The following is a 21105-nucleotide window of genomic DNA, read 5'->3' as shown; positions in this document are numbered from 1 at the left end:
AAAGCGGAAACCGGTTCGGGATAAGACATGCGGAAAACAGTCCGCTAAAGATCGTCCTCGCGAACCTTGACGATGACGACATCATCCGAGGAAAGCCTGCGCCCATCCCGGGCGCGCACCTCAAGCAGAGCCACATCCTCGCCCGAAACGCTATCGACGAGGCGTGAATGCGTCTCGCCTGGCGCAAAAAGATGCTTTTCTCCCCATTGCCGGAGCGACACGACGACAGGCAGCAGATCGCGTCCCTTTGCCGTCAACCGATATTCCTGATGTGCACCTCCGTTGGGGTCCGGCACGGATTCCATGATTTCCTCCCCCGTCAGCTTGCGCAGACGGTCCGAAAGAATATTGCGGGCGATCCCCAGATTCTTCTGAAAGGCGCTGAAACGGGTCACGCCATCAAAAGCCTCGCGAACGATCAGCAGCGACCACCAGTCGCCGATGACGTCAAGCGCCCGGGCACTGGGGCAATAGTCGCCTTTCAGGCTTTTCTTTCGAACCATGTTCACTCCACAAATTGCAATCTGGTTGCAATATAAAACCTTTTTCGCTACAAGCAAAATGGTTTCATTTTAAAACCATTTTGCAGGAGCACACCCATGCACCCTTCAACCGACGCGGCAGCAGCGCTGTCCGCGAACCCTGATGCACGTCCGCTTTCTTCGGCTACCCTTCTTTTGTTCGCCGCCGCAAGCGGGCTGGCGGTGGCCAATGTCTATTTCGCTCACCCGCTTCTCGATGTGATGGCAGACGATCTCGGCCTCAAGCGATCGACAGCGGGCCTTATCGTCGCCGCCAGCCAGATCGGTTATGCGCTTGGCCTGATCTTCCTGGTTCCGCTCGGCGACCTGTTCAACCGGCGCAAGCTTATCCTCGCCCATTTCCTGCTCTCGGTCCTGTCGCTGATCGCAATCGGCTTTGCGGCCGATGCTACGGTGCTTCTGGTTGCCATGGCCATCATGGGCCTGCTCGCCGTCGTCACACAGGCGCTCGTCGCCTATGCAGCCAGTCTGGCGGAACCTGCGCGGCGCGGCCATGTGGTCGGCATCGTAACGAGCGGTATCGTGCTGGGCATTTTGCTGGCGCGCGCCATCGCGGGCGCCCTTACCGATATTGGCGGCTGGCGCAGCGTCTATTTCGTTTCCGCCGTTCTCACCCTTTCGATCGCACTCCTGCTCTGGCGCAGCCTGCCTGACCAGAAGCGGCAGCCGACCAGCGTCCGCTATGCCGCACTCATTCTGTCGCTCGTGACACTGTTTCGCTCCGAGCCGGTGCTGCGCATTCGCGCCATCATCGCCATGCTGATCTTCGCCAATATCACCACTTTGCTCGCACCACTGGTCATGCCGCTCAGCGCCCCGCCGTTTGAACTGAGCCATGCCCAGATCGGGCTGTTCGGTCTTGCGGGTGCAGCAGGAGCACTCGCCGCCTCCCGCGCCGGAAGCGCCGCCGATCGCGGCCATGCCCAGCGCATGACCGGCTTCGCCCTGATGCTGATGTTCGTCTCGTGGGGATTGATAGCCTTGCTTGGACATTCGCTGCTTTGGCTGATCGCGGGCGTGCTTGTAATCGACTTCGGCCTTCAGGCCGTGCACGTGACCAATCAGGCGATGATCTACCGCGTGCGCCCGGATGCGCAGAACAGGCTCACCGCCGCCTATATGGTCTTCTATTCCATCGGCAGTGCCAGCGGTTCGGCGATTTCAACCTGGATCTATGCGCATGCAGGCTGGAACGGTGTCTGCCTGCTTGGCGCAGGCATCAGCCTCGTCACGCTCATCTTCTGGGCGGCGACACTGAAAACCACGCCGGAAGCCGCGACACGCGCGGTCATCCGTACGGCTTAGTTCTGGCCGGATGCCACCTTCTGCTCAAGCCCGAAGCGGTTTTCGATGTAATCGGCAACCATCTTCTGGAATTCTTCGGCGATGGCAGGACCACGTAGCGTCGTGACCTTCTTGCCATCGACAAAGACCGGTGCGGACGGCGTTTCGCCCGTGCCGGGAAGCGAAATCCCGATATCGGCATGTTTGGATTCGCCCGGCCCGTTGACGATGCAGCCCATGACCGCAACCGAGAGCGCTTCCACGCCGGGATATTTCTCGCGCCAGACCGGCATGTTGCGGCGGATGTCGTCCTGAATGGTCTGCGCCAGTTCCTGAAACACGGTCGAGGTCGTGCGGCCGCAACCGGGGCAGGCTGCAACGATAGGAATGAACTGGCGGAAACCCATGGTCTGCAGCAATTCCTGCGCAACCTGCACCTCGCGGGTGCGGTCGCCGCCCGGCTCCGGGGTCAGCGAAATGCGGATTGTGTCGCCGATGCCCTGCTGCAGCAGAATGCCCATGGCGGCGGAGGAGGCAACGATGCCCTTGGTGCCCATGCCGGCTTCGGTAAGTCCGAGATGCAGCGCATGGTCGGAACGCTGCGCCAGCATCGTATAGACGGCAATCAGGTCCTGAACCTGACTGACCTTGGCCGACAGGATGATCTTGTCGCGGCCAAGCCCGATCTCTTCGGCAAGATTGGCAGATATGAGCGCCGACTGCACGATTGCTTCGCGCATGACTTCCTGCGCGGAAAGCGGTGCGCCTTCGGCCTGATTGCGATCCATCAGCGTGGTCAGGAGTTCCTGATCGAGCGAACCCCAGTTCACGCCGATGCGCACCGGCTTGTCATAGCGGATAGCCATTTCGACGATATCCGCGAACTGCTTGTCCTTCTTGTCCTTGAAGCCGACATTGCCCGGATTGATGCGGTATTTTGCAAGCGCCTCCGCACAGGCGGGATGATCGGCGAGCAGCTTGTGGCCGATATAATGGAAATCGCCGACCAGCGGCACATCATGACCAAGACGCTCCAGCCGTTCGCGGATTTTCGGCACGGCGGCAGCCGATTCATCGCGATCCACCGTAATGCGCACGATTTCCGAACCGGCGCGATGCAGTGCCGCCACCTGCGCCACCGTGGAGTCCACATCCGCCGTGTCCGTATTGGTCATGGACTGCACGACAACGGGTGCACTGCCGCCGACGACAACGCCACCGACACTGACACCAACCGACTGGCGGCGGGGAAATGGATGCGAAAAATAGCTGACGGTCTCGGAAGACATTTTGCTCTGTTCTTAACTGTACCTGTTTTCAGGTGGCGCAGCGCGACGCGAATGTCAACGTCTGCATTTCCACGGCCCGCGTATATCCGGCTTTCGGTTTATATAATCGCTTGCCGAGGCAATGTCGCCCTCTCATTATGTCGTGACGACAAGGAGGAGTCTGCCAATGACCGATGCATCTGCCCGCAAGACCGCAATCATCACCGGATCGAATTCCGGGATCGGCCTCGGTATAGCCCATGCGCTGGCGGCGGCGGGACACAACGTCGTGATCAACTCGTTCACCGACCGTGACGAGGATCACGCGCTTGCGCGGAAACTCGGTGAAGAGCACGGCGTGAGCGTGGTCTATATCGCAGCCGACATGTCGAAGGCCGGCCACTGCCGGGAACTCATCGCGGCCACCGTGAAACAGTTCGGCAGCGTGGACATTCTCGTCAACAATGCCGGTATCCAGCATGTATCACCGGTGGAAGAGTTCCCGCCTGAGCAATGGGACCGCATCATCGCGATCAACCTGACTTCGGCCTTCCACACATCCGCTGCCGCGATCCCGCATATGCGCAACTCGGGCTGGGGCCGCATCATCAACATCGCCTCCGCGCACGGCCTCGTGGCATCGCCGTTCAAATCGGCTTATGTCGCCGCCAAGCACGGCATTGTCGGCTTCACCAAGACCCTGGCGCTGGAGCTTGCGACCGCAAAGATCACCGCCAATTCCATCTGCCCGGGCTATGTACTGACCCCGCTCGTCGAGGCGCAGATCCCGGACCAGATGAAGGCCTATCATATGGATCGTGAAACCGTGATCCGCGAAGTGATGCTCGACAAGCAGCCGACCAAGGAATTCGTCACCACTGCGCAGATCGGCGCCATCGCCGCTTTCCTCGCAAGCGATGCGGCGGCGCAGATCAACGGCGCCGCCATTCCTGTCGATGGCGGCTGGACGGCCGGATAGCGCATCCCGAAAAGTGGGAACCGGTTTTCGGATAAGATGCACGGCATAAGAAAGCTTAATGCTTTTGGTCGGCGTATCGGGCCAGGCTTGAGAAGGCCAGCACGACCAGAAGCAAAACCGGAAGCGCCAGAAACACCACGCCGAAACCACTATGCTTGGCGACAAAACCGATCAGCGACGGCGCCACCAGCATTCCCGAATAGCCAAGCGTCGTCGCGATGGACAGGCCGACGCTCGGGTTGACGCCCGGCATGTTGCCTGCCATCGAGAAGGCTATCGGCACCATGTTGGAAATGCCAATCCCACAGATAGCGAAGCCGATGATCGCCGTTGTGGAACTGTTTCCGAGACCGACGATCAACATGCCGATAATGGCGATAGTCGTACAGGCGCGCAGGGTTTTGACCGCGCCGAACCGGTCGCGGACCAGATCGCCCGCAAAGCGCATGATGGCCATGGCCCCTGAAAACGCCGCGAAGCCGAAGCCTGCCACCGTGACCGAAGCGCCCAGATCCTGACGCATATGGTAAGCGCCCCAATCGATAATCGCGCCTTCCGGCACCATGGAAAACAGCGCCATGACGCCGACAAGCCATGGCAGGGGATTGCGCGGCAGGGTGAGCTTCTGCTTTTCAGCCCCCGAATGATGATGCACCGTGTCCGCTATGATCGAAGGCCATGCAACCGCGATCAGGATGGCGGCGACAACGGTCGTCACCAGCGCATGAACGGTCGATCCAAATTGCGCAATGAGAAAGCCCCCGCTTGCAGCGCCAATCAGGCCGCCAAGGCTCCAGAAGGCGTGGCAGGACGACATGATCGCCCGGCGCATCTTTTTCTCGACCGCGACCGCATTGGCATTCATCGACACGTCCATCGCGGCCATGGTCCCGCCGAAATAGAACATCACGATCACAGCCGTGACCACGTTGGGAACCACTGCGATGATGAGCAGCGCCGGAATGAAGGCGAGCGCAAACATGCGCACCACAATGCCCGAGCCGCGATGCGCCGAAAGAGCACCCGCGACCGGCATCATGGCCAGGGAACCGAGACCGAAGACAAGGATCATTAGCCCCATACCGGCGCTGTCGAGACCCAGACGCGCGGCGAATTCCGGGATTTTCGGAGCCCATCCGCCGAAAACATAACCGTTCATCAGGAAGAGGAGCGCCACGGCGATCCGCTCTCTGGTTACAATCGGCGCACGCGTGGGCGCCGCATCTTCGCGTCCGGAAACCTGTTCCATCTGTCCCTCAGTTGCGGTCCGCTGCCGCACGTAAAATCTTCATACCCGACGCCGCATAGGGCGCAAGCGCCGCTTCATCCGCATCGTATTCGACAGCCATGACGCCGACATCGTTCAAGGGAACAACATCATGGGCTGCAACCGTGCCGAGCTTGTCGCTCGTAATGGCAAGCGCCACCATCCGGCTGCGTCCGGCAATCACCCTTTTGAATTCCGCATCGTCGAGATGCAGCGCGGTCACGCCGATTTCGGCGGCGATCCCGCATGCCCCCAAGACGCAAAGATCGGGTCGCAGCAATTCCGCGTCGCGCAAGGCGCGCGCGCCGACTGCGGCACTCACGCGCCGGTCGATGGGCCCGCCGATCATGATCAGCTCGATCTCGGGCGAACCCATGAGAATCGCAGCGATGGACGGCGTATTGGTGACGACGGTAATGGCTTCGCCACGCTCGACCATAAGCCGCGCCAGCGCCGTATTAACCGAAGAAGCGTCGAGAAACACCGTCATGCCGGGTTCTACCAGCCGCGCCAGCGCCGCGGCGAGCGCGGCCTTCGCCTGCGGTCGTTCGCAATCCCGTTCGGCAAGCGGCGAAGGTTCCGGCACGGCCCGCAGCGCACCGCCATAGACGCGCCTGCAAAGCCCGGCGGCGGCCATCTCACGCAGATCGCGCCGGATCGTATCCTCCGACACGCCGAAACTTTCCGCCAGTTCAGCCGCCAGCACGCGCCCCGACTGCTGCAGCAACTGCTGGATGCGTGCCTGTCTTTCGTGAAGCAGAAGCTCTGTCGCCATTATCCCTCAACATGCACAATCATGCAAAAATAGGCATAAACATGCATATCAGATTTTGCCTCCCGCGCAAGCGCAAAGAAATACCGCGGCGTTTGACAGCCGCGGCGTTTGCGTTTCTGACGCTTTTAAAGCGACAGTTTCGGTCTGATGGGCCGCTACGCTTCTCCCTCATCCTGAGCTTGTCAAAGGATGAGGAAAGGGAGACCTGGAGCGCGATCCGAAGATCGATCAGACTCGGCTGAAGCCCATAACGGTTACGAGTACACGACCAGCAAATCCTTGGCATCGATCTGCTCGCCCGGACGCACCAACACTTCCGCGATAGTGCCATCGCGTTCGGCATGGATGGCGGTTTCCATCTTCATCGCCTCGATGGAGAGCAGCACATCACCCTGAGAAACCGTCTGTCCGGCGGCGACCGCAACGGTGGAAACGACACCCGGCATCGGCGCACCGACATGCTTGTCATTCCCCGCCTCCACCTTGCGCCGGACACCGCCAGAGGCGCCCTTGGCGCGGTTCGGCACCTTGATGCGGCGCGGCTGGCCGTTCAGTTCGAAGAACACCGTCACCATGCCCTTCTCGTCCGTCTCGCTCATCGCCTGATTGACGATCACCAGCGTCTTGCCGCGTTCCAGATCGACAAAAACCTCTTCTTCCGGCTTGAGGCCGTAGAAATAGACCGGTGTCGGCAGAACGCTCGTGGGGCCATAGGTTTCCTGCGCCGCTGCATAATCGGTGAACACCTTCGGATACATCAGCGCCGATGCGAATTCCTGATCGGAAATCTTGTGTCCGACCGCCTGCTCGAACCCCTCACGCTCGGCATTGAGATCGGCAGGCTCCAGCAGAGCACCGGGACGCACGGTAAACGGCTCCTCGCCCTTGAGGATCTTTTTCTGCAGCGCCTTCGGCCAACCCGATGGCGGCTGGCCGAGATCGCCCCGCATCATCGACACAACCGAATCCGGGAAAGCAATGTCCTTGGCCGGATTTTCGACATCGGCAACGGTCAGGTCCTGACTGACCATCATCAGCGCCATGTCGCCGACAACCTTCGAGGACGGCGTCACCTTGACGATATCGCCGAACATGCGGTTCACGTCTGCATAGGCCTGCGCCACTTCGTGCCAGCGAGTTTCAAGTCCGAGGGAGCGCGCCTGTTCCTTCAGGTTCGTGAACTGGCCGCCCGGCATTTCATGCAGATAGACTTCCGAAGCCGGTCCCTTGAGGTCGCTTTCAAAGGCCGCATACTGGTTGCGCACCGCTTCCCAATAGAAGGAAATGCGACGGATCGAATCCGGATCGAGCCCCGGATCACGCTCGGAACCGTGCAGGGCTTCGACGATGGACCCAAGGCAAGGCTGAGATGTGTTGCCGGACAGCGCATCCATCGCAGCGTCAACGACATCGACGCCCGCATCGATTGCGGCAAGCACGGTCGCCGCCGAAATGCCCGACGTATCATGCGTATGGAAATGGATCGGCAGGTCGGTTTCCTCGCGCAGCGCCTTGAACAGAACACGGGCGGCGGCGGGCTTCAGGAGGCCCGCCATATCCTTCACCGCGATGATATGCGCGCCAGCCTTTTCAACTTCCTTCGCCAGATCGACATAATATTTAAGATCGTACTTGGCGCGCTCCGGATTGAGAATATCGCCGGTGTAGCAGATCGCCGCTTCACAGAGCTTGTTTTCCTCCAGCACAGCATCCATCGACACGCGCATGTTCTCGACCCAGTTGAGACTGTCGAAAACACGGAACAGATCGATGCCGCCTCTGGCTGCCTCGCGCACGAAATATTTCACGACATTGTCGGGATAGGATTTGTAGCCAACCCCGTTCGCACCGCGCAGAAGCATCTGCAGAAGAAGGTTCGGGGCGCCTTCACGCACCAGCGCCAGACGCTCCCACGGATCTTCCGTGAGGAAGCGCATCGAGACGTCGAACGTCGCGCCGCCCCAGCATTCCAGAGAGAACAGGTTCGGCAGCGCCTGCGCATAGGAATTGGCAATACGGGCAATGTCATAGGTTCGCACGCGGGTGGCAAGCAGTGACTGGTGCCCGTCGCGCATGGTGGTATCGGTAATCAGCGCCCGCTTTTCATTGCGCACCCATTCGGCGAATTTCTTCGGTCCAAGCTGGTCCAGACGCTGCTTGGTGCCATCCGCCACTGGCTTATCGCCGAACCACGGCACGCGCGGCCTTGCGGCATCCTTGGCCGGCTTTGCCCGGCCCTTGGTCTCCGGGTGACCGTTGACCGTCACATCGGCTATATAGGTCAGAAGCTTGGTGGCGCGATCCTGACGCTTCACCTGCTCGAACAGTTCCGGCGTGGTGTCGATGAAGCGCGTGGTGTAGTCGTTCGCCTGAAACTTCGGATGATTGATGATCGCTTCGAGGAAGGTCAGGTTCGTCGCCACGCCGCGAATGCGGAATTCGCGGAGCGCCCGGTCCATGCGGCGAATGGCTTCAAGAGGCGTTGCGCCCGAAGCCGTCACCTTGACGAGCAGCGGATCGTAATAGCGGGTAATGAACGCGCCCGAATAGGCCGTGCCGCCATCGAGGCGAATGCCGAAGCCCGACGCCGAGCGATAAGCCTGAATGCGCCCGTAATCGGGGATGAAATTCTGTTCCGGGTCTTCCGTGGTGATGCGGCACTGAAGCGCATGGCCGTTGAGACGAATATCCTCCTGACGCGGCACGCCCGATTCCGGCGTTCCGATGGCAAAGCCTTCGAGGATATGAATCTGCGCCTTGACGATATCGATACCAGTCACCTGCTCGGTGACGGTATGCTCAACCTGAATACGCGGGTTGACCTCGATGAAATAGAACTTGCCCGTATCGGCATCCATCAGAAACTCGACCGTACCGGCACCGATATAATCGGTGGCATGGGCAATCTTCAGGCCATAGCTTGCCAGTTCCTGGCGTTGCGCATCATTGAGATACGGTGCTGGCGCCCGCTCCACGACCTTCTGGTTGCGGCGCTGGATCGAGCAGTCGCGCTCGAAAAGATGGACCGCATTGCCATGGGTATCGCCCAATATCTGCACTTCGACATGGCGCGCGCGTTCGATCAGCTTTTCGAGATAGACCTCATCCTTGCCGAAAGCCGCCTTGGCCTCGCGCTTGGCTTCCGTCACCTCGCGCGCGAGATCGGCTTCGGCGCGGATCGCGCGCATGCCCCGACCGCCGCCGCCCCAGCTCGCCTTCAGCATCAGCGGATAGCCGATCTGGCTCGCCAGCTTCTTCACTTCCTCCATGTCGTCGGGAAGCGGATCGGTGGCCGGAACCACCGGCACGCCGATTTCGATGGCGAGATTGCGCGCGGCAACCTTGTTGCCGAGGCGGCGCATGGTCTCCGGCTTCGGACCGATGAAGATGATGCCGTTTTCGGCGCAGGCTTCGGCAAATTCAGGGCTTTCGGACAACAGGCCGTAGCCCGGATGGATCGCATCGGCGCCCGAAAGCCTGGCAACGCGGATGATTTCATCAATGGAAAGATAGCTTTCAATCGGACCGAGATCGCGACCCAGATGCGGCCCGCGACCGACCTGATAGCTTTCATCGGCCTTGAAGCGATGCAGGGAAAGTTTGTCTTCCTCGGCCCATATGGCCACCGTTTTGAGCCCCAGCTCATTGGCGGCGCGGAATACGCGGATTGCAATTTCAGATCGGTTGGCGACCAGAATTTTCCGGATAGGCTTTTGGGCGAAAGACAAGGCAGATCTCCCTAACTGCAATGACAAAGGCGCCATTGCTTAACCTGCAATAGACACGAGCGCAAACAAACTGTGCAACCGGGAGATAAAAACAAAATGCCCGACCAAAAGCCGGGCAGATTGATGAATTTTGCAGCACATTATGCTAATATATCAGGCACAAGAGCGGCTCCTATTATGAAGCAATCATCAGAACCGCTCTAAGCATCTGTGTTCTCGCATTATCCAACGCAAAACCGCTTCGCGCTTTTGCTGGAAATGCTCCATTACTTCTGGAAGTAATTATACTTGCCGTCTTCGCCCTTGCGCCATTCAAACATCACATAGGGCGAAAGGCTCGGATCGCCCTTTGCGTCGAAGGTGATGTCGCCGAGCACGGTCTTGAACGGCCCCTTTTCCTTCATCGCGGTTGCAACTTCCTGCGGATCGTTGCTTCCGGCTGCATTGGCGGCATTAACCAGCGACTGCACGCCCGCATAGGCGTAGAAGGTATAGGCTTCCGGCTCGAAGCCCTTGTCGCGGAAAGTCTTGATCAGATCGGCATTCGACTTGTCGTCGCGCGGATCGGGACCGAAGGTGTTCATCACGCCAGCTACCGCATCACCGGCAATCGAGGCCAGTTCGTTGGACACGATGCCGTCGCCGGAAATGAACTGGGCCTTGAGGCCCTGGTCAGCCATCTGGCGAATGAGCAGGCCGGCTTCCGGGTGCATGCCACCCCAGTAAACTGCAGTGATTCCGGCAGCCTTCATCTTGGAGATGAGCGCCGAGAAATCCTTGTCGCCCTGGTTCACGCCTTCATAGAGCGCTTCCTTCATGCCGCTTTCGTTAAGCGACTTCTTGGTCTCGTCGGCAAGGCCCTGACCATAAGGCGTCTTGTCGTGAAGGATCGCGACTTTGCCATCCTTGTAATTGTCGGCCATGTACTTGCCAGCAACAATTCCCTGCTTGTCGTCGCGACGGCAGGTGCGGAACGTGTTCCACAATTCGCGCTCGGTGAAGGTCGGGTTGGTGGTGCCGGGTGCAATCATCAGCACGCCATTTTCGGCATAGATGTCCGAAGTCGGAATGCTGACGCCGGAATTGAAGTGACCGATGACGAACTGGACGCCGTCACCGACGAACTTGTTGGCAACCGAAATGCCCTGCTTCGGATCGGCAGCGTCGTCGCCGTAGACGATCGTGATCTGCTCGCCATTCATGCCGCCCTTGGCATTGGCTTCTGCGACTGCCGCTTCGACACCGCGCTTGATCTGCTCGCCGAAAGCCGCCTGGCTGCCGGTCAGCGGTGCGCCGACGCCAAGCTGGATGTCGGCAAACGATACGCCGCCCATTGCAACCAGTGCCGAGAGGCAGACGCCGCAGAATAAGGATTTCTTCATTTCAGTTGCTCCCACTAAACGCATCCCGGAAATTTGACCGTTCCCGGAACGCGCATCAAAATAGTCATTCAGAGCGGCGTTCCGATCCGATCGGACGACCGCCGTTTTTGCAGGCCTGCGCAGCCACAGCGAAGCACCGCGCACAACCCGATATTCGAATGGGAGACCGACATCAGCCTTTGGAACGCTATCTGGGCTTCGAACTGCCCGCGTCGAAACTGGTCCTCCCACCAGATTGCAAGACCAAACATAGAGAATCGCCCTACATCTGGATGCAATTGTAGATAGATTCCCTTTCCGACTGAAAGTAAAGTAATGATTTCGTCTATATTCTGCGTTTCACGCATGACTTTATGCGGAACAGAGCGCCGCAAACGAAAATGCCCGGCATAAAGCCGGGCATTTCCTCTGATCGGCAAAGAATATAAGCGTAACTTACTGCTGAACGTAAGTATATTTTCCGTCAGCGCCCTTTTCCCACTTGTACATGACGTAACCTGGGAGCTTCGGATCGCCCTTTTCGTCATAGGAGAGATCGCCGAGCACGGTCTTGAACGGGCCCTTTTCCTTCAGCGCCTTGGCGATTTCCTGCGGGTCGTTGCTGCCGGCAGCCTTTGAGGCCTGCGCCAGCGACTGAACCGCCGCATAGGAATAGAGCGTGTAGGCTTCAGGCTCGAAACCGGCGTCGCGGAACTTCTTCACCAGTTCGGCATTGTTCGGGTTGTTGCGCGGATCGGGACCGAAGGTGTTGAGCGTGCCTTCGACAGCCGGACCGGCAATCGAAGCCAGTTCGTTGGAAACAATACCGTCGCCCGAGATGAACTGGGCCTTCACGCCCTGATCGGCCATCTGGCGGATGATGAGACCGGCTTCCGGATGCAGGCCGCCCCAGTAAACCACCGTCACGCCTGCCTGCTTGAGCTTGGCGATCAGAGCGGAGAAGTCCTTCTCACCAACGTTGACGCCTTCATAGAGGGCTTCCTTGGTGCCAAGCTCGTTGAGCTTCTTCTTGGTTTCGTCGGCAAGGCCCTGACCGTATGGGGTCTTGTCGTGAATGACGGCGATCTTCGCATCCTTGAAATGGTCGAAGATGTATTGGCCAGCCACGATGCCCTGCTGGTCGTCACGGCCGCAGGTGCGGAACGTGTTCCACAGCTGGCGCTCGGTATAGACCGGATTGGTCGCGGCAGGCGAGATTTCGAGAATGCCGTTTTCGGCATAGACTTCCGAAGCCGGGATCGAAACGCCCGAGTTGAAGTGACCGATGACATATTTCACGCCGTCGGCTGCGAATTTGTTGGCAACCGAAATGCCCTGCTTCGGATCCGAAACGTCATCGCCGAGCGAGATCGTTATTTTCTCGCCATTGATGCCGCCCGCATCGTTGACTTCCTTGATGGCGGCTTCCGCCCCCTTCTGGATCTGTGCGCCATAAACGGCGTTCGGGCCGGTCAAGGGTGCACCGATACCCAGAATTACATCAGCCCAAGCCGAGCCCCCGAAAGACATTACTGCTGCAAGAGCAACACCTGCCAAAAGTGATTTCTTCATTGTTGGAACTCCCATCATTGTATTTACCCCGAACGATGTTTTGCATCGCCTTATTTTCTTGCTGATTACTCAGCAATATCTACGCTGAATCTTATTACTGTCAACGTGATCTTGTAAAAAAGCTTCGCCGCATGGCGGCGAAGCTTTGAAATTATTTTGCCTTCCAGCTCAGTGGCGAAGCTTTCTCATAAAGCCAGCCATACTGCCGCACCATTTGCTTGGTGCGGGTGTAGCGAAAGCCGACCGTGCCGATAATCATCAGGACGATCGTGTCCACCAGATAGTAGTGGAACGAAAGAAGCGTCCCCTCGAACAGTGCGAAGTGGATGAAACGCACCGCAGCGCCGAGCGGGATCAGGTAGATCAGCAGCTGCGGATAGGTGCGCCAGGTCGAAGCACAGGCACGCCCCGTCATCCAGGCAGCCCAGCCGCCAAGCAGACAGGTGATGAGGAAAAACAACCAGAATGACGGTTCTTCGTAGAGAATACCTTGCATGATTTCCTCCTAGTGCCTTCCGCCTTCGAGATAGGCGGCACGGACTTCCGGATCGGCCAGCAGTTCGCGGCCTGCGCCGCTCATGGTGATCGAGCCGTTGACCATCACATAACCGCGGTCTGCGAGCTTCAGCGCACCGAATGCGTTCTGCTCGACGAGGAATACCGTCAGCCCCTGCGTGCGGTTCAGTTCCTTGATCGCCTCGAAGATCTGCTTCACGATCAGCGGCGCCAGACCGAGCGACGGCTCGTCCAGAAGCAGGAGCTTCGGACGCGCCATCAGTGCGCGGGCGATTGCCAGCATCTGCTGTTCGCCGCCCGAAAGCGTGCCGCCGCGCTGGTTGATACGCTCCTTCAGCCGTGGGAACAGGTCGAACATCAGCTTTACGTCTTCATCGAAATATTGCTGATTGTCGAGGCTTGCGCCCATCTGGAGGTTTTCCAGAACGGTCATGCGCGGGAAGATGCGACGGCCTTCCGGCGACTGCGCGATGCGCAGCTTGGCGATCTCGTGCGGCGGCATGGACGTGATATCCTTGCCATTGAACAGGATGCGGCCGGTACGCGCCTTCGGTGAGCCGAAAATCGTCATCATCAGCGTCGATTTGCCGGCGCCGTTTGCGCCGATCAGCGCCACGATCTCGCCCTCGTCGACAGTCAGGTCGATGCCCTTCAAGGCGCAAATATTGCCGTAATAGGTTTCAACCTTCTCGACGGCCAGAAGCGGTTGCTTTTTCTGCATGGTTTCAGCCTGCATCATTCGCCTCCCTTCCTGGGCTTGCCCGGAGTTTTTGTTGAGGCTTTTGCCGGGGACTTGGCGCGTTTCGCACCACCCTTGGCAGCCTCACCCTGAGCAGCCTTCGCGGGAGCAGTCTTGTCGCCGGTCGGATCATCGGTTGCGTCAACGCCTGCGGAAGGCGTTTCGCCCTTCTCTTCGGCAATTTCCTCCTCGATGGCTTCCTCGGCGAGCTGGGCGGCGACCAGATGCGCCGGATCGACAACACCAGGCTTGTCCGCCTCTTCGATGAGTTCGGCGATTTCCTCGTCATCGACGCCGAGATAGGCGGCGATAACACGCGGATCGTTCTTGACCTCTTCCGGCGCGCCATCGGAAATCTTGGTGCCGTATTCCAGCACGATCACATGATCGGAGATTTCCATGACGACCGACATGTCGTGCTCGATCAGCAGGATCGACGTGCCGGTTTCCTTGCGGATATCGAGGAGAAGCTTATTGAGCTCCGCCGATTCGCGCGGATTGAGACCGGCGGCAGGTTCGTCGAGGCAGAGGATTTCCGGCTCGGTGCACATGGCGCGGGCGATTTCCAGACGGCGCTGATCGCCATAGGGCAGATCGCCTGCCGGATCGTCCGCACGGTCGATCAGGTTGATCTTTTCCAGCCAGTAACGCGCCTTTTCAACCGCTTCCTTCGCCGCCGACTTGTAGCCCGGCAGCCCCAGAAGGCCGAGGATCGTATAGCCGGAAGAGCGCATCAGCGTGTTGTGCTGCGCAACGAGCAGGTTTTCCAGAACGGTGAGACCCGAGAACAGGCGGATGTTCTGGAACGTGCGCGCGACCTTGGCTTGCTTGGTGATCTGGAAGTCGGGCAGGCGTTCCAGCAGGAACTTGTCGCCCGTCTTCCGGTTCATCGTCAGCATCCCGCCCGTCGGCTTGTAGAAGCCGGTGATGCAGTTGAAGACCGTGGTCTTGCCTGCACCGTTTGGGCCGATGATCGCCGTGATATCCCCACGCTTCACATTGAAGCTCAGATCGTTGATGGCGACGAGGCCGCCGAAGCGCATCGAGAGATGCTCGACCTGAAGGATGGTGTCTTTCTGAGTGTTGCCGGACATAGTGCCAGACATAGTGTTTATCTCCGCCATCAGCCGTGCCCTTCCTTGGTAAAGGCACCCGACACCATCTTCTTCTCATGCAGGAATGCACTCGGTTCTCGACTTCCGACGAAACCGCGCGGCTTCCAGACCATGACTACGACCATGGCAAGACCGAAGATGAGCATGCGGTAGAGTTCCGGCGTGAAATCCGGTCCGAAGACAGCTTTCAGGAAGCCCATTTCACGCAGGATTTCCGTGCCGCCGATCATGACGATCGCCGCAATGGCGATGCCAACCAGCGAGCCCATGCCGCCGAGAACGACGATGGCCAGAATGACGGCGGATTCAAGGAATACGAAGGATTCCGGGCTGACGAAGCCCTGGCGTGCCGCAAAGAAGGAACCGGCGAAACCACCGAACATCGCGCCCGTGGCAAAGGCCGTGAGCTTGGTCGTGGTGGTGTTGATGCCGAGCGAACGGCAGGCGATTTCGTCTTCGCGCAGCGCTTCCCACGCACGGCCAACCGGCATGCGGCGCAGGCGGATGGTGACCCAGGCCGTCAGGAGCGCCAGCAGAAGGATGACGTAATAGAGGAAGAACTTGTAGTGCGCGGCCGAGAAGGTAAGGCCGAAATAGGCTGCAAAACCGTCCTTGCTGGCATTGAAAGGCAGACCGAAGAAGGTGGCCTTGGCAATGCCGGAAACGCCGAAGGTGCCGCGTGTAACATCCGTCCAGTTGATGAGCACCAGACGGATGATTTCACCGAATGCCAGCGTCACGATGGCGAGATAGTCACCGCGCAGACGCAGAACCGGGAAGCCAAGGATGACGCCCCATGTCGCCGCCAGAATGCCCGCTATCGGCAGCAGCATCCAGAAGGACAGGCCGAAATAGGATGACAGCAGAGCGTAGGAATAAGCGCCCACTGCATAGAAGGCCACGTAACCCAGATCGAGAAGACCGGCGAGGCCCACCACGATGTTGAGGCCCCAGGCCAGCATCACATAGATGAGGATCTGGACGCCGAAATTGTCGACCCATTTGAGCGAACCCTGCCAGCCGAGGAAGGCGACGATCAGGATCGGATAGACGAAAAGGAAGGCGACGCCGAGGCGCGAGAAGTTGCGGCGCACGAAAGACGGGCTTTCGACCGCAAGGGCAGGCTGCTGCTTGCTCTTGGCAAGCTTGCGCGCCTCCAGCCAGGGCTGAGTAAAGGCAACGAACAGGAAACGGCCAATGGCGGCCAGCACGACGATGACGGCCAGCGCACCCCAGCGCTGTTGCAGCACCAGTTCATTGTTGATGTTCTGATCGGTCTTGAAACCGATGATGAGGCAGAAGAGGCCCAGCGCCAGAAGACCGGCGAAGAACCCTTCACGAATGGCCCGGCCAAAAAGGGAATCCGGGCGTGAACTCGACTGTGCAGCCATGATTATACCTTTTCGACTTCAGGACGGCCAAGAATGCCGGACGGCATGAAGATCAGCACGATGGCGAGGATCGAGAACGCGGCAACGTCCTTGTAATCGATCGAGAAATAGGCCGACCACAACGCTTCGATGAGACCGATGAGCAGGCCACCGACCACAGCGCCAGGAAGCGATCCGATACCGCCCAGAACCGCTGCCGTGAACGCCTTGACGCCGGGGATGAAGCCGTCGGCAAAGGAAATCACGCCATAGAAGGAGAGGTAGAGCGTACCGGCCACCGCCGCGAGCATCGCACCCATCACGAAGGTGAGCGAAATGACGCGATCGACATTGATGCCGAGAAGCGCCGCCATCTTCCGGTCCTGCTCGCAGGCGCGCTGCGCACGGCCGAGCGAGGTGCGGTTGACGATATACCAGAAGATCGTCAGCAGCACCGCGGTTACCACGATGACAACGATCTGCTTCAGCGAAATCGTCACATTCGTACCGAAGAGATTGAAGGAGCCGTTCAGAAGCTGAGGCACCGGCTTGTTACGCGGGCCTTGCGTAACCTGAACGAAATTCGACAAGGCAATCGACATGCCGATAGCCGTGATCAACGGCGCGAGGCGGAACGAACCGCGCAACGGCCGATAGGCCACGCGTTCGATCGTCCAGCTCCACAAGCCTGTCAGCAGCATGGCGACGATCATCATCAGAAGAAGCATCAGCGCAATCGGCAAGGCACCGATGAATGTTGTGATGATGAGAAAAACAATCAGCGCCATGAAGGCGCCGAGCATGAAGACATCGCCATGAGCAAAGTTGATCATGCCGATAATGCCATAGACCATCGTGTAGCCGATGGCGATCAGGCCATAGATCGAGCCGAGCGCGAGCCCGTTGATCACCTGCTGGAAGAAATATTCCATCGAGAAGCCACCCATTTTACCGTCCGGGGTTTTTTTGACGCATCTTTATTTCGTGCGCCTTCATTTTATTCCCGGCTATTTACACCTAACGGCTGTATAGAGGAATGCAAGCCCCTTTTGTCTCCGACAAAAGACTAAGGGCATCATCCTTCCACAAACTAGTTATGTCCCCTAACAAACGTCCTGTATATGTTTTTTTCTCCTACCCGAGGCGCCTTATTCCACATTTTTTGCACGACCGGAAAGCCAAAAAATAGGGAGGTCGTTAAGAAAATTACCGACCGTACCCACTTTATGGTCTTTGGGGCGCCAGCCTGCAAGCGCGGCTGAGCTGGATTTGGTTCCCGAACTGGAGAATTTTCACCCATACCTAGCGCCAAAACCTGTTTCCCCATTAGACCCTACGCGACTGTGAACCCGTGTGCAAAGGGATCGCGATCGTCGATGAAGATCGTGTTGTAGCCAGTCATGCGCGCCCAACCGGCGATTGACGGCACGATCGCAGGACGCCCGGCGACTTCCGCGGCGCGCTCCACGCGGCCATGGAAAAGCGAGCCGATGATGGATTCATGCACGAACTCGTCGCCCGGCTTCAGCTTGCCCTTGGCAGTCAGCTGCGCCATGCGCGCAGACGTACCGGTACCGCAGGGCGAACGGTCGATTGCCTTGTCGCCATAAAAGACTGCATTGCGGGCATGCGCTTCCGGATGCTTGGCCTTGCCGGTCCATAGAATATGGCTCAGACGATTGATGTCAGGCAGCAGCGGATGCTGGAACTTGTACTTCTCGTTCAGCCGCTGGCGCAGGACGGGACTCCAGGCGATCAGCTGCAACGCGGAATAATCTTCCATGTCCGTGTAATTTTCTTGCGGCTCGACAATGGCGTAGAAATTGCCGCCATAGGCCACGTCGACCTTGAGACTTCCAAGGTCTGGACATTCGACTTCAAGCCCCTCGGCATAAAGGAAGGCCGGGACATTGGTGAGACGAACGCGCTCGACATACTGGCCGTTCTGCTCATACTCGATGGCCACCAGACCGGCAGGCGTATCGAGATTGAGCTTGCCCGGTGTCTTCGGCGTCACCAGCCCCTGCTCTATCGCCATCGTGACGGTGCCGATGGTGCCGTGGCCGCACATCGGCAGGCAGCCGGACGTTTCGATGAAAAGCACCGCCACATCGCAATCAGGCCGCGTGGGCGGGTAGAGAATGGAGCCGGACATCATGTCGTGGCCGCGCGGCTCGAACATCAGCCCCGTGCGGATCCAGTCATATTCCGCCAGAAAATGCGCGCGCTTTTCCATCATGGTCGAACCTTCGAGGTTCGGCCCGCCGCCGGCCACCAGACGCACCGGATTGCCGCAGGTATGCCCGTCGACGCAGAAGAAGGAATGTCTTGCCATGATGGTCAGTTCCGAAAACGTTGTGGCTGGAAAGGTTCGATGTCGATTGCCGGCGCGGCACCCGTCACGAGATCGCGGATAAGCCGCCCTGTCGCCGCCGACTGCGTGAGGCCAAGATGGCCATGGCCGAAGCCGTAATAGATGTTGCCGCCCGCCGAGGCCCGGCCGATGACCGGAACGGAGTCCGGCATGGATGGCCGATAGCCCATCCATTGCCGCCCGCCTTCCGTGCGCAGGCCCGGCAGAAACATGGAAGCCTTCTTTAGCATGGCTTCGGACCGCGCGAAATTGGGCGGCAGGTCGAGCCCGCCGAATTCCACGGCCCCGCCGACACGCAGGCCCGTTTCCATCGGCGTGATGACGAAACCGTGGCCGGGGAAAGTCAGCTGGCGCTTCACATCGAAACTGCCGACCGGCAGGGTCGTATTGTAACCGCGTTCCGTGTCGAGCGGCACTGCATCGCCAAAACCTTTGGCGAGATCACGTGACCAGGCACCGGTCATCAGGACAAGGTGCGCCGCCCGGATTTCGGTCCCGTCATCGAGACGAACGCTCGCCCCGCCATTGCCCGGCCTTGCATCCGCGACCTTTGCTTGAAGGAAGCGTGCGCCCCTGCTTTCCGCATAGGCCCAGATCGCCTTGCCGAACAGCTTCGGATCGCTGACATTCTTCCAGCCCGGAACGAAAGTTCCGGCTACGAAACGCGGGCTCAGGCCCGGCTGCAATTCGGCAAGCCGATCACCGCGCACGTGTTCATAGGCAATTCCGGCATCTTCCCGAACATCCCAGCCGGGCTGCGAGGCCGCAAGCTCGGCTTCGCTCTCGTAAAGTTCCAGGTTGCCGTTTTCGCGCAAGCGATCGCGCAGGCCCGCCCTGTCGATCAGGCCCATCATCTCGCTGCCGGCAAGCCGCATGATGTCGGCCTGCGCAATCGCGGTTCTTGCCAAAGCATCCGCGCTGCTGGCGCGCCAGAACCGATAAAGCCAGGGCACCATTTTTGGAAAATAGGAGGGACGGATCGTAAACGGACCGAGCGGGTCCATCAACCAGCCCGGCACCTTGCGCATGACACCCTTGGAGGCGAGCGGAAGAATGTCGGAGAAAGCAAGCGCCGCGGCATTGCCCGAGCTGGTTTCCTCGCAAATGCCGGTTCTGTCGATAACCAGAACCTGACGCCCCGCCTCGGCAAGCAAGGCCGCAGTGGCGACGCCGACGATACCGCCGCCGATAATCAGAACATCCTGCTGACCCTGCGGATCAGATTTCATCGTATACGGCTCCCCACCGGATTCAATTTTGCCTTGTGTCTTGCCGAAAAACCGGCAGAGACCGTCGCTTCGGCCAATCGGCAATCGCCATGTTCAACGCCAGCACCCGATTTCTGTCCATCGATTTTTTGGAATGACGCTGTGCTGAAAGCTTGCCATCGCTTGAAAAAGCCACAAAGGCCAAGTTAGGGATCGACAATGCAAATCGCCTCTTATTGATATATCAGAGATATATCTATAGGATTGAACTATGTCAATCGTCGTAACCACAAGGCATGAACGGCATGGAAGAAACGAACGTTCGAGACAGGCTGACGCGGAGCCCGGCAAACATGCCGCTGGCCACCATGGACAGCTGGGGTAGCGAAAGCCTCGCCGAGCAGGCCTATCGCATTCTGGAACGGTCTATCGTCACGCTGGAACTGGAACCGGGGACGGTCGTCAACGAGCGCACGCTGATCGAGCTGACCGGCATGGGCCGCACGCCCATGCGCGAGGCCATTCAACGGCTCGCCTGGGAGGGCCTTGTGGAAGTGCGCCCGCGTTCAGGCATTGCCATCGCGGCAATCGACCCGAAAGATTTCATCAAGGTGCTGGATGCCCGCGAAGGCGTCGAGCGCGTTCTGGCGCGCGATGCGGCGCGCTTCGGCAGCCCGCGTGACTATGAACGGCTCGAAGCGGCGGCAGCAGCCATGCGGCAGGCAATTCCCGATGAAGATGTGGCGCTGTTTCTGGATGCCGACAAGGCATTCGACATCGTTCTGGGTGCGGCTGCGAGCAACCCCTACGCAGCCCGTATCGCCGCTCCCTTGCAGAGCCACAGCCGCCGCTTCTGGTACCGGCTCCGCCCCTCGAGCGGCATAGCCGGTTCGGCCAATGCCCACGCAACATTGATTGAAGCGATCGTTTCCCGCCAGCCGGAACGGGCGAGCGACACGGCCAGCGAACTCATGGCCTATCTGCGGACGCTCGCCCCCTGATTTCCG

General features: G+C 59.2%; 17 protein-coding genes. 3 read left to right on the top strand and 14 right to left on the bottom strand.

The window, feature by feature from the left end; genetic code table 11:
• Positions 1 to 44: 44 nt before the first annotated feature.
• On the bottom strand, positions 45 to 503 hold the full coding sequence (locus ACS5UA_RS15365) for a winged helix-turn-helix transcriptional regulator (protein WP_021588047.1): 459 nt from the start codon (positions 501 to 503) through the stop codon (positions 45 to 47).
• 96 nt (positions 504 to 599) lie between these two features.
• Here ACS5UA_RS15365 and ACS5UA_RS15360 point away from each other — a divergent pair, with 96 nt between their 5' ends.
• Entirely contained in the window at positions 600 to 1847 is a 1248-nt protein-coding gene (locus ACS5UA_RS15360; protein WP_021588048.1) for an MFS transporter, read from the top strand.
• Here ACS5UA_RS15360 and ispG read toward each other — a convergent pair.
• The gene (ispG, locus tag ACS5UA_RS15355) at positions 1844 to 3115 is read right to left on the bottom strand and encodes a flavodoxin-dependent (E)-4-hydroxy-3-methylbut-2-enyl-diphosphate synthase (RefSeq protein ID WP_021588049.1); all 1272 of its coding nucleotides are present in this window, start codon (positions 3113 to 3115) and stop codon (positions 1844 to 1846) included. The two genes, ACS5UA_RS15360 and ispG, sit on opposite strands and share 4 nt — an antisense overlap.
• Positions 3116 to 3281: 166 nt before the next feature.
• Here ispG and ACS5UA_RS15350 point away from each other — a divergent pair, with 166 nt between their 5' ends.
• Positions 3282 to 4073, top strand: coding sequence for a 3-hydroxybutyrate dehydrogenase (locus ACS5UA_RS15350; protein WP_021588050.1), 792 nt, complete (start codon positions 3282 to 3284; stop codon positions 4071 to 4073).
• 55 nt (positions 4074 to 4128) lie between these two features.
• Here ACS5UA_RS15350 and ACS5UA_RS15345 read toward each other — a convergent pair whose 3' ends face one another.
• The 12 genes from ACS5UA_RS15345 to ACS5UA_RS15290 all read right to left on the bottom strand — a co-directional run bounded on the left by ACS5UA_RS15345 (position 4129) and on the right by ACS5UA_RS15290 (position 20119).
• Positions 4129 to 5322: an MFS transporter gene (locus ACS5UA_RS15345; protein WP_006471264.1), complete on the bottom strand. Its 1194-nt coding sequence runs from the start codon at positions 5320 to 5322 to the stop codon at positions 4129 to 4131.
• Between the two features lie 7 nt (positions 5323 to 5329).
• The gene (locus tag ACS5UA_RS15340; protein WP_021588051.1) at positions 5330 to 6115 is read right to left on the bottom strand and encodes a DeoR/GlpR family DNA-binding transcription regulator; all 786 of its coding nucleotides are present in this window, start codon (positions 6113 to 6115) and stop codon (positions 5330 to 5332) included.
• A gap of 254 nt (positions 6116 to 6369) precedes the next feature.
• Positions 6370 to 9843 (bottom strand): pyruvate carboxylase, encoded by a 3474-nt coding sequence (gene pyc, locus ACS5UA_RS15335; protein WP_253177183.1) that lies wholly within the window; start codon positions 9841 to 9843, stop codon positions 6370 to 6372.
• A 266-nt stretch (positions 9844 to 10109) separates the two neighbouring features.
• Complete coding sequence (locus ACS5UA_RS15330) at positions 10110 to 11225, bottom strand: branched-chain amino acid ABC transporter substrate-binding protein (RefSeq protein ID WP_253177182.1); 1116 nt, start codon at positions 11223 to 11225, stop codon at positions 10110 to 10112.
• A gap of 435 nt (positions 11226 to 11660) precedes the next feature.
• Positions 11661 to 12776, bottom strand: coding sequence for a branched-chain amino acid ABC transporter substrate-binding protein (locus ACS5UA_RS15325; RefSeq protein WP_443101493.1), 1116 nt, complete (start codon positions 12774 to 12776; stop codon positions 11661 to 11663).
• Between the two features lie 151 nt (positions 12777 to 12927).
• Positions 12928 to 13272 (bottom strand): DUF6867 family protein, encoded by a 345-nt coding sequence (locus tag ACS5UA_RS15320; protein WP_006467798.1) that lies wholly within the window; start codon positions 13270 to 13272, stop codon positions 12928 to 12930.
• Positions 13273 to 13281: 9 nt separating this feature from the next.
• Positions 13282 to 14028 carry an ABC transporter ATP-binding protein gene (locus ACS5UA_RS15315; RefSeq protein WP_031347285.1) on the bottom strand — a complete coding sequence of 249 codons (747 nt, stop codon included), beginning with the start codon at positions 14026 to 14028 and terminating at the stop codon, positions 13282 to 13284.
• Complete coding sequence (locus ACS5UA_RS15310) at positions 14028 to 15125, bottom strand: ABC transporter ATP-binding protein (protein WP_253177253.1); 1098 nt, start codon at positions 15123 to 15125, stop codon at positions 14028 to 14030. Before ACS5UA_RS15310 ends, ACS5UA_RS15315 begins: the two co-directional genes overlap by 1 nt.
• Before the next feature lie 29 nt (positions 15126 to 15154).
• The gene (gene livM, locus ACS5UA_RS15305; RefSeq protein WP_253177181.1) at positions 15155 to 16537 is read right to left on the bottom strand and encodes a high-affinity branched-chain amino acid ABC transporter permease LivM; all 1383 of its coding nucleotides are present in this window, start codon (positions 16535 to 16537) and stop codon (positions 15155 to 15157) included.
• A 2-nt stretch (positions 16538 to 16539) separates the two neighbouring features.
• Positions 16540 to 17448, bottom strand: a complete 909-nt coding sequence (locus ACS5UA_RS15300; protein ID WP_006471258.1) for a branched-chain amino acid ABC transporter permease — start codon at positions 17446 to 17448, stop codon at positions 16540 to 16542.
• Positions 17449 to 17849: 401 nt separating this feature from the next.
• The gene (locus ACS5UA_RS15295) at positions 17850 to 18851 is read right to left on the bottom strand and encodes a 4-hydroxyproline epimerase (RefSeq protein ID WP_253177180.1); all 1002 of its coding nucleotides are present in this window, start codon (positions 18849 to 18851) and stop codon (positions 17850 to 17852) included.
• Positions 18852 to 18856: 5 nt separating this feature from the next.
• On the bottom strand, positions 18857 to 20119 hold the full coding sequence (locus ACS5UA_RS15290; RefSeq protein WP_266033572.1) for an NAD(P)/FAD-dependent oxidoreductase: 1263 nt from the start codon (positions 20117 to 20119) through the stop codon (positions 18857 to 18859).
• A gap of 284 nt (positions 20120 to 20403) precedes the next feature.
• On the opposite strand from ACS5UA_RS15290, the gene ACS5UA_RS15285 reads away from it, so the two are divergent.
• A complete protein-coding gene (locus ACS5UA_RS15285) occupies positions 20404 to 21099 on the top strand; it encodes a GntR family transcriptional regulator (protein ID WP_063620198.1) in 696 nt (231 codons plus the stop codon).
• Positions 21100 to 21105: the final 6 nt, after the last annotated feature.

This window comes from Brucella sp. RRSP16, assembly GCF_052246815.1.
GTDB classification, from domain to species: domain Bacteria; phylum Pseudomonadota; class Alphaproteobacteria; order Rhizobiales; family Rhizobiaceae; genus Brucella; species Brucella intermedia.
The sequence above is the reverse complement of the archived record's forward strand: the minus strand, read 5'-3'. Positions and strand labels throughout refer to the sequence as shown.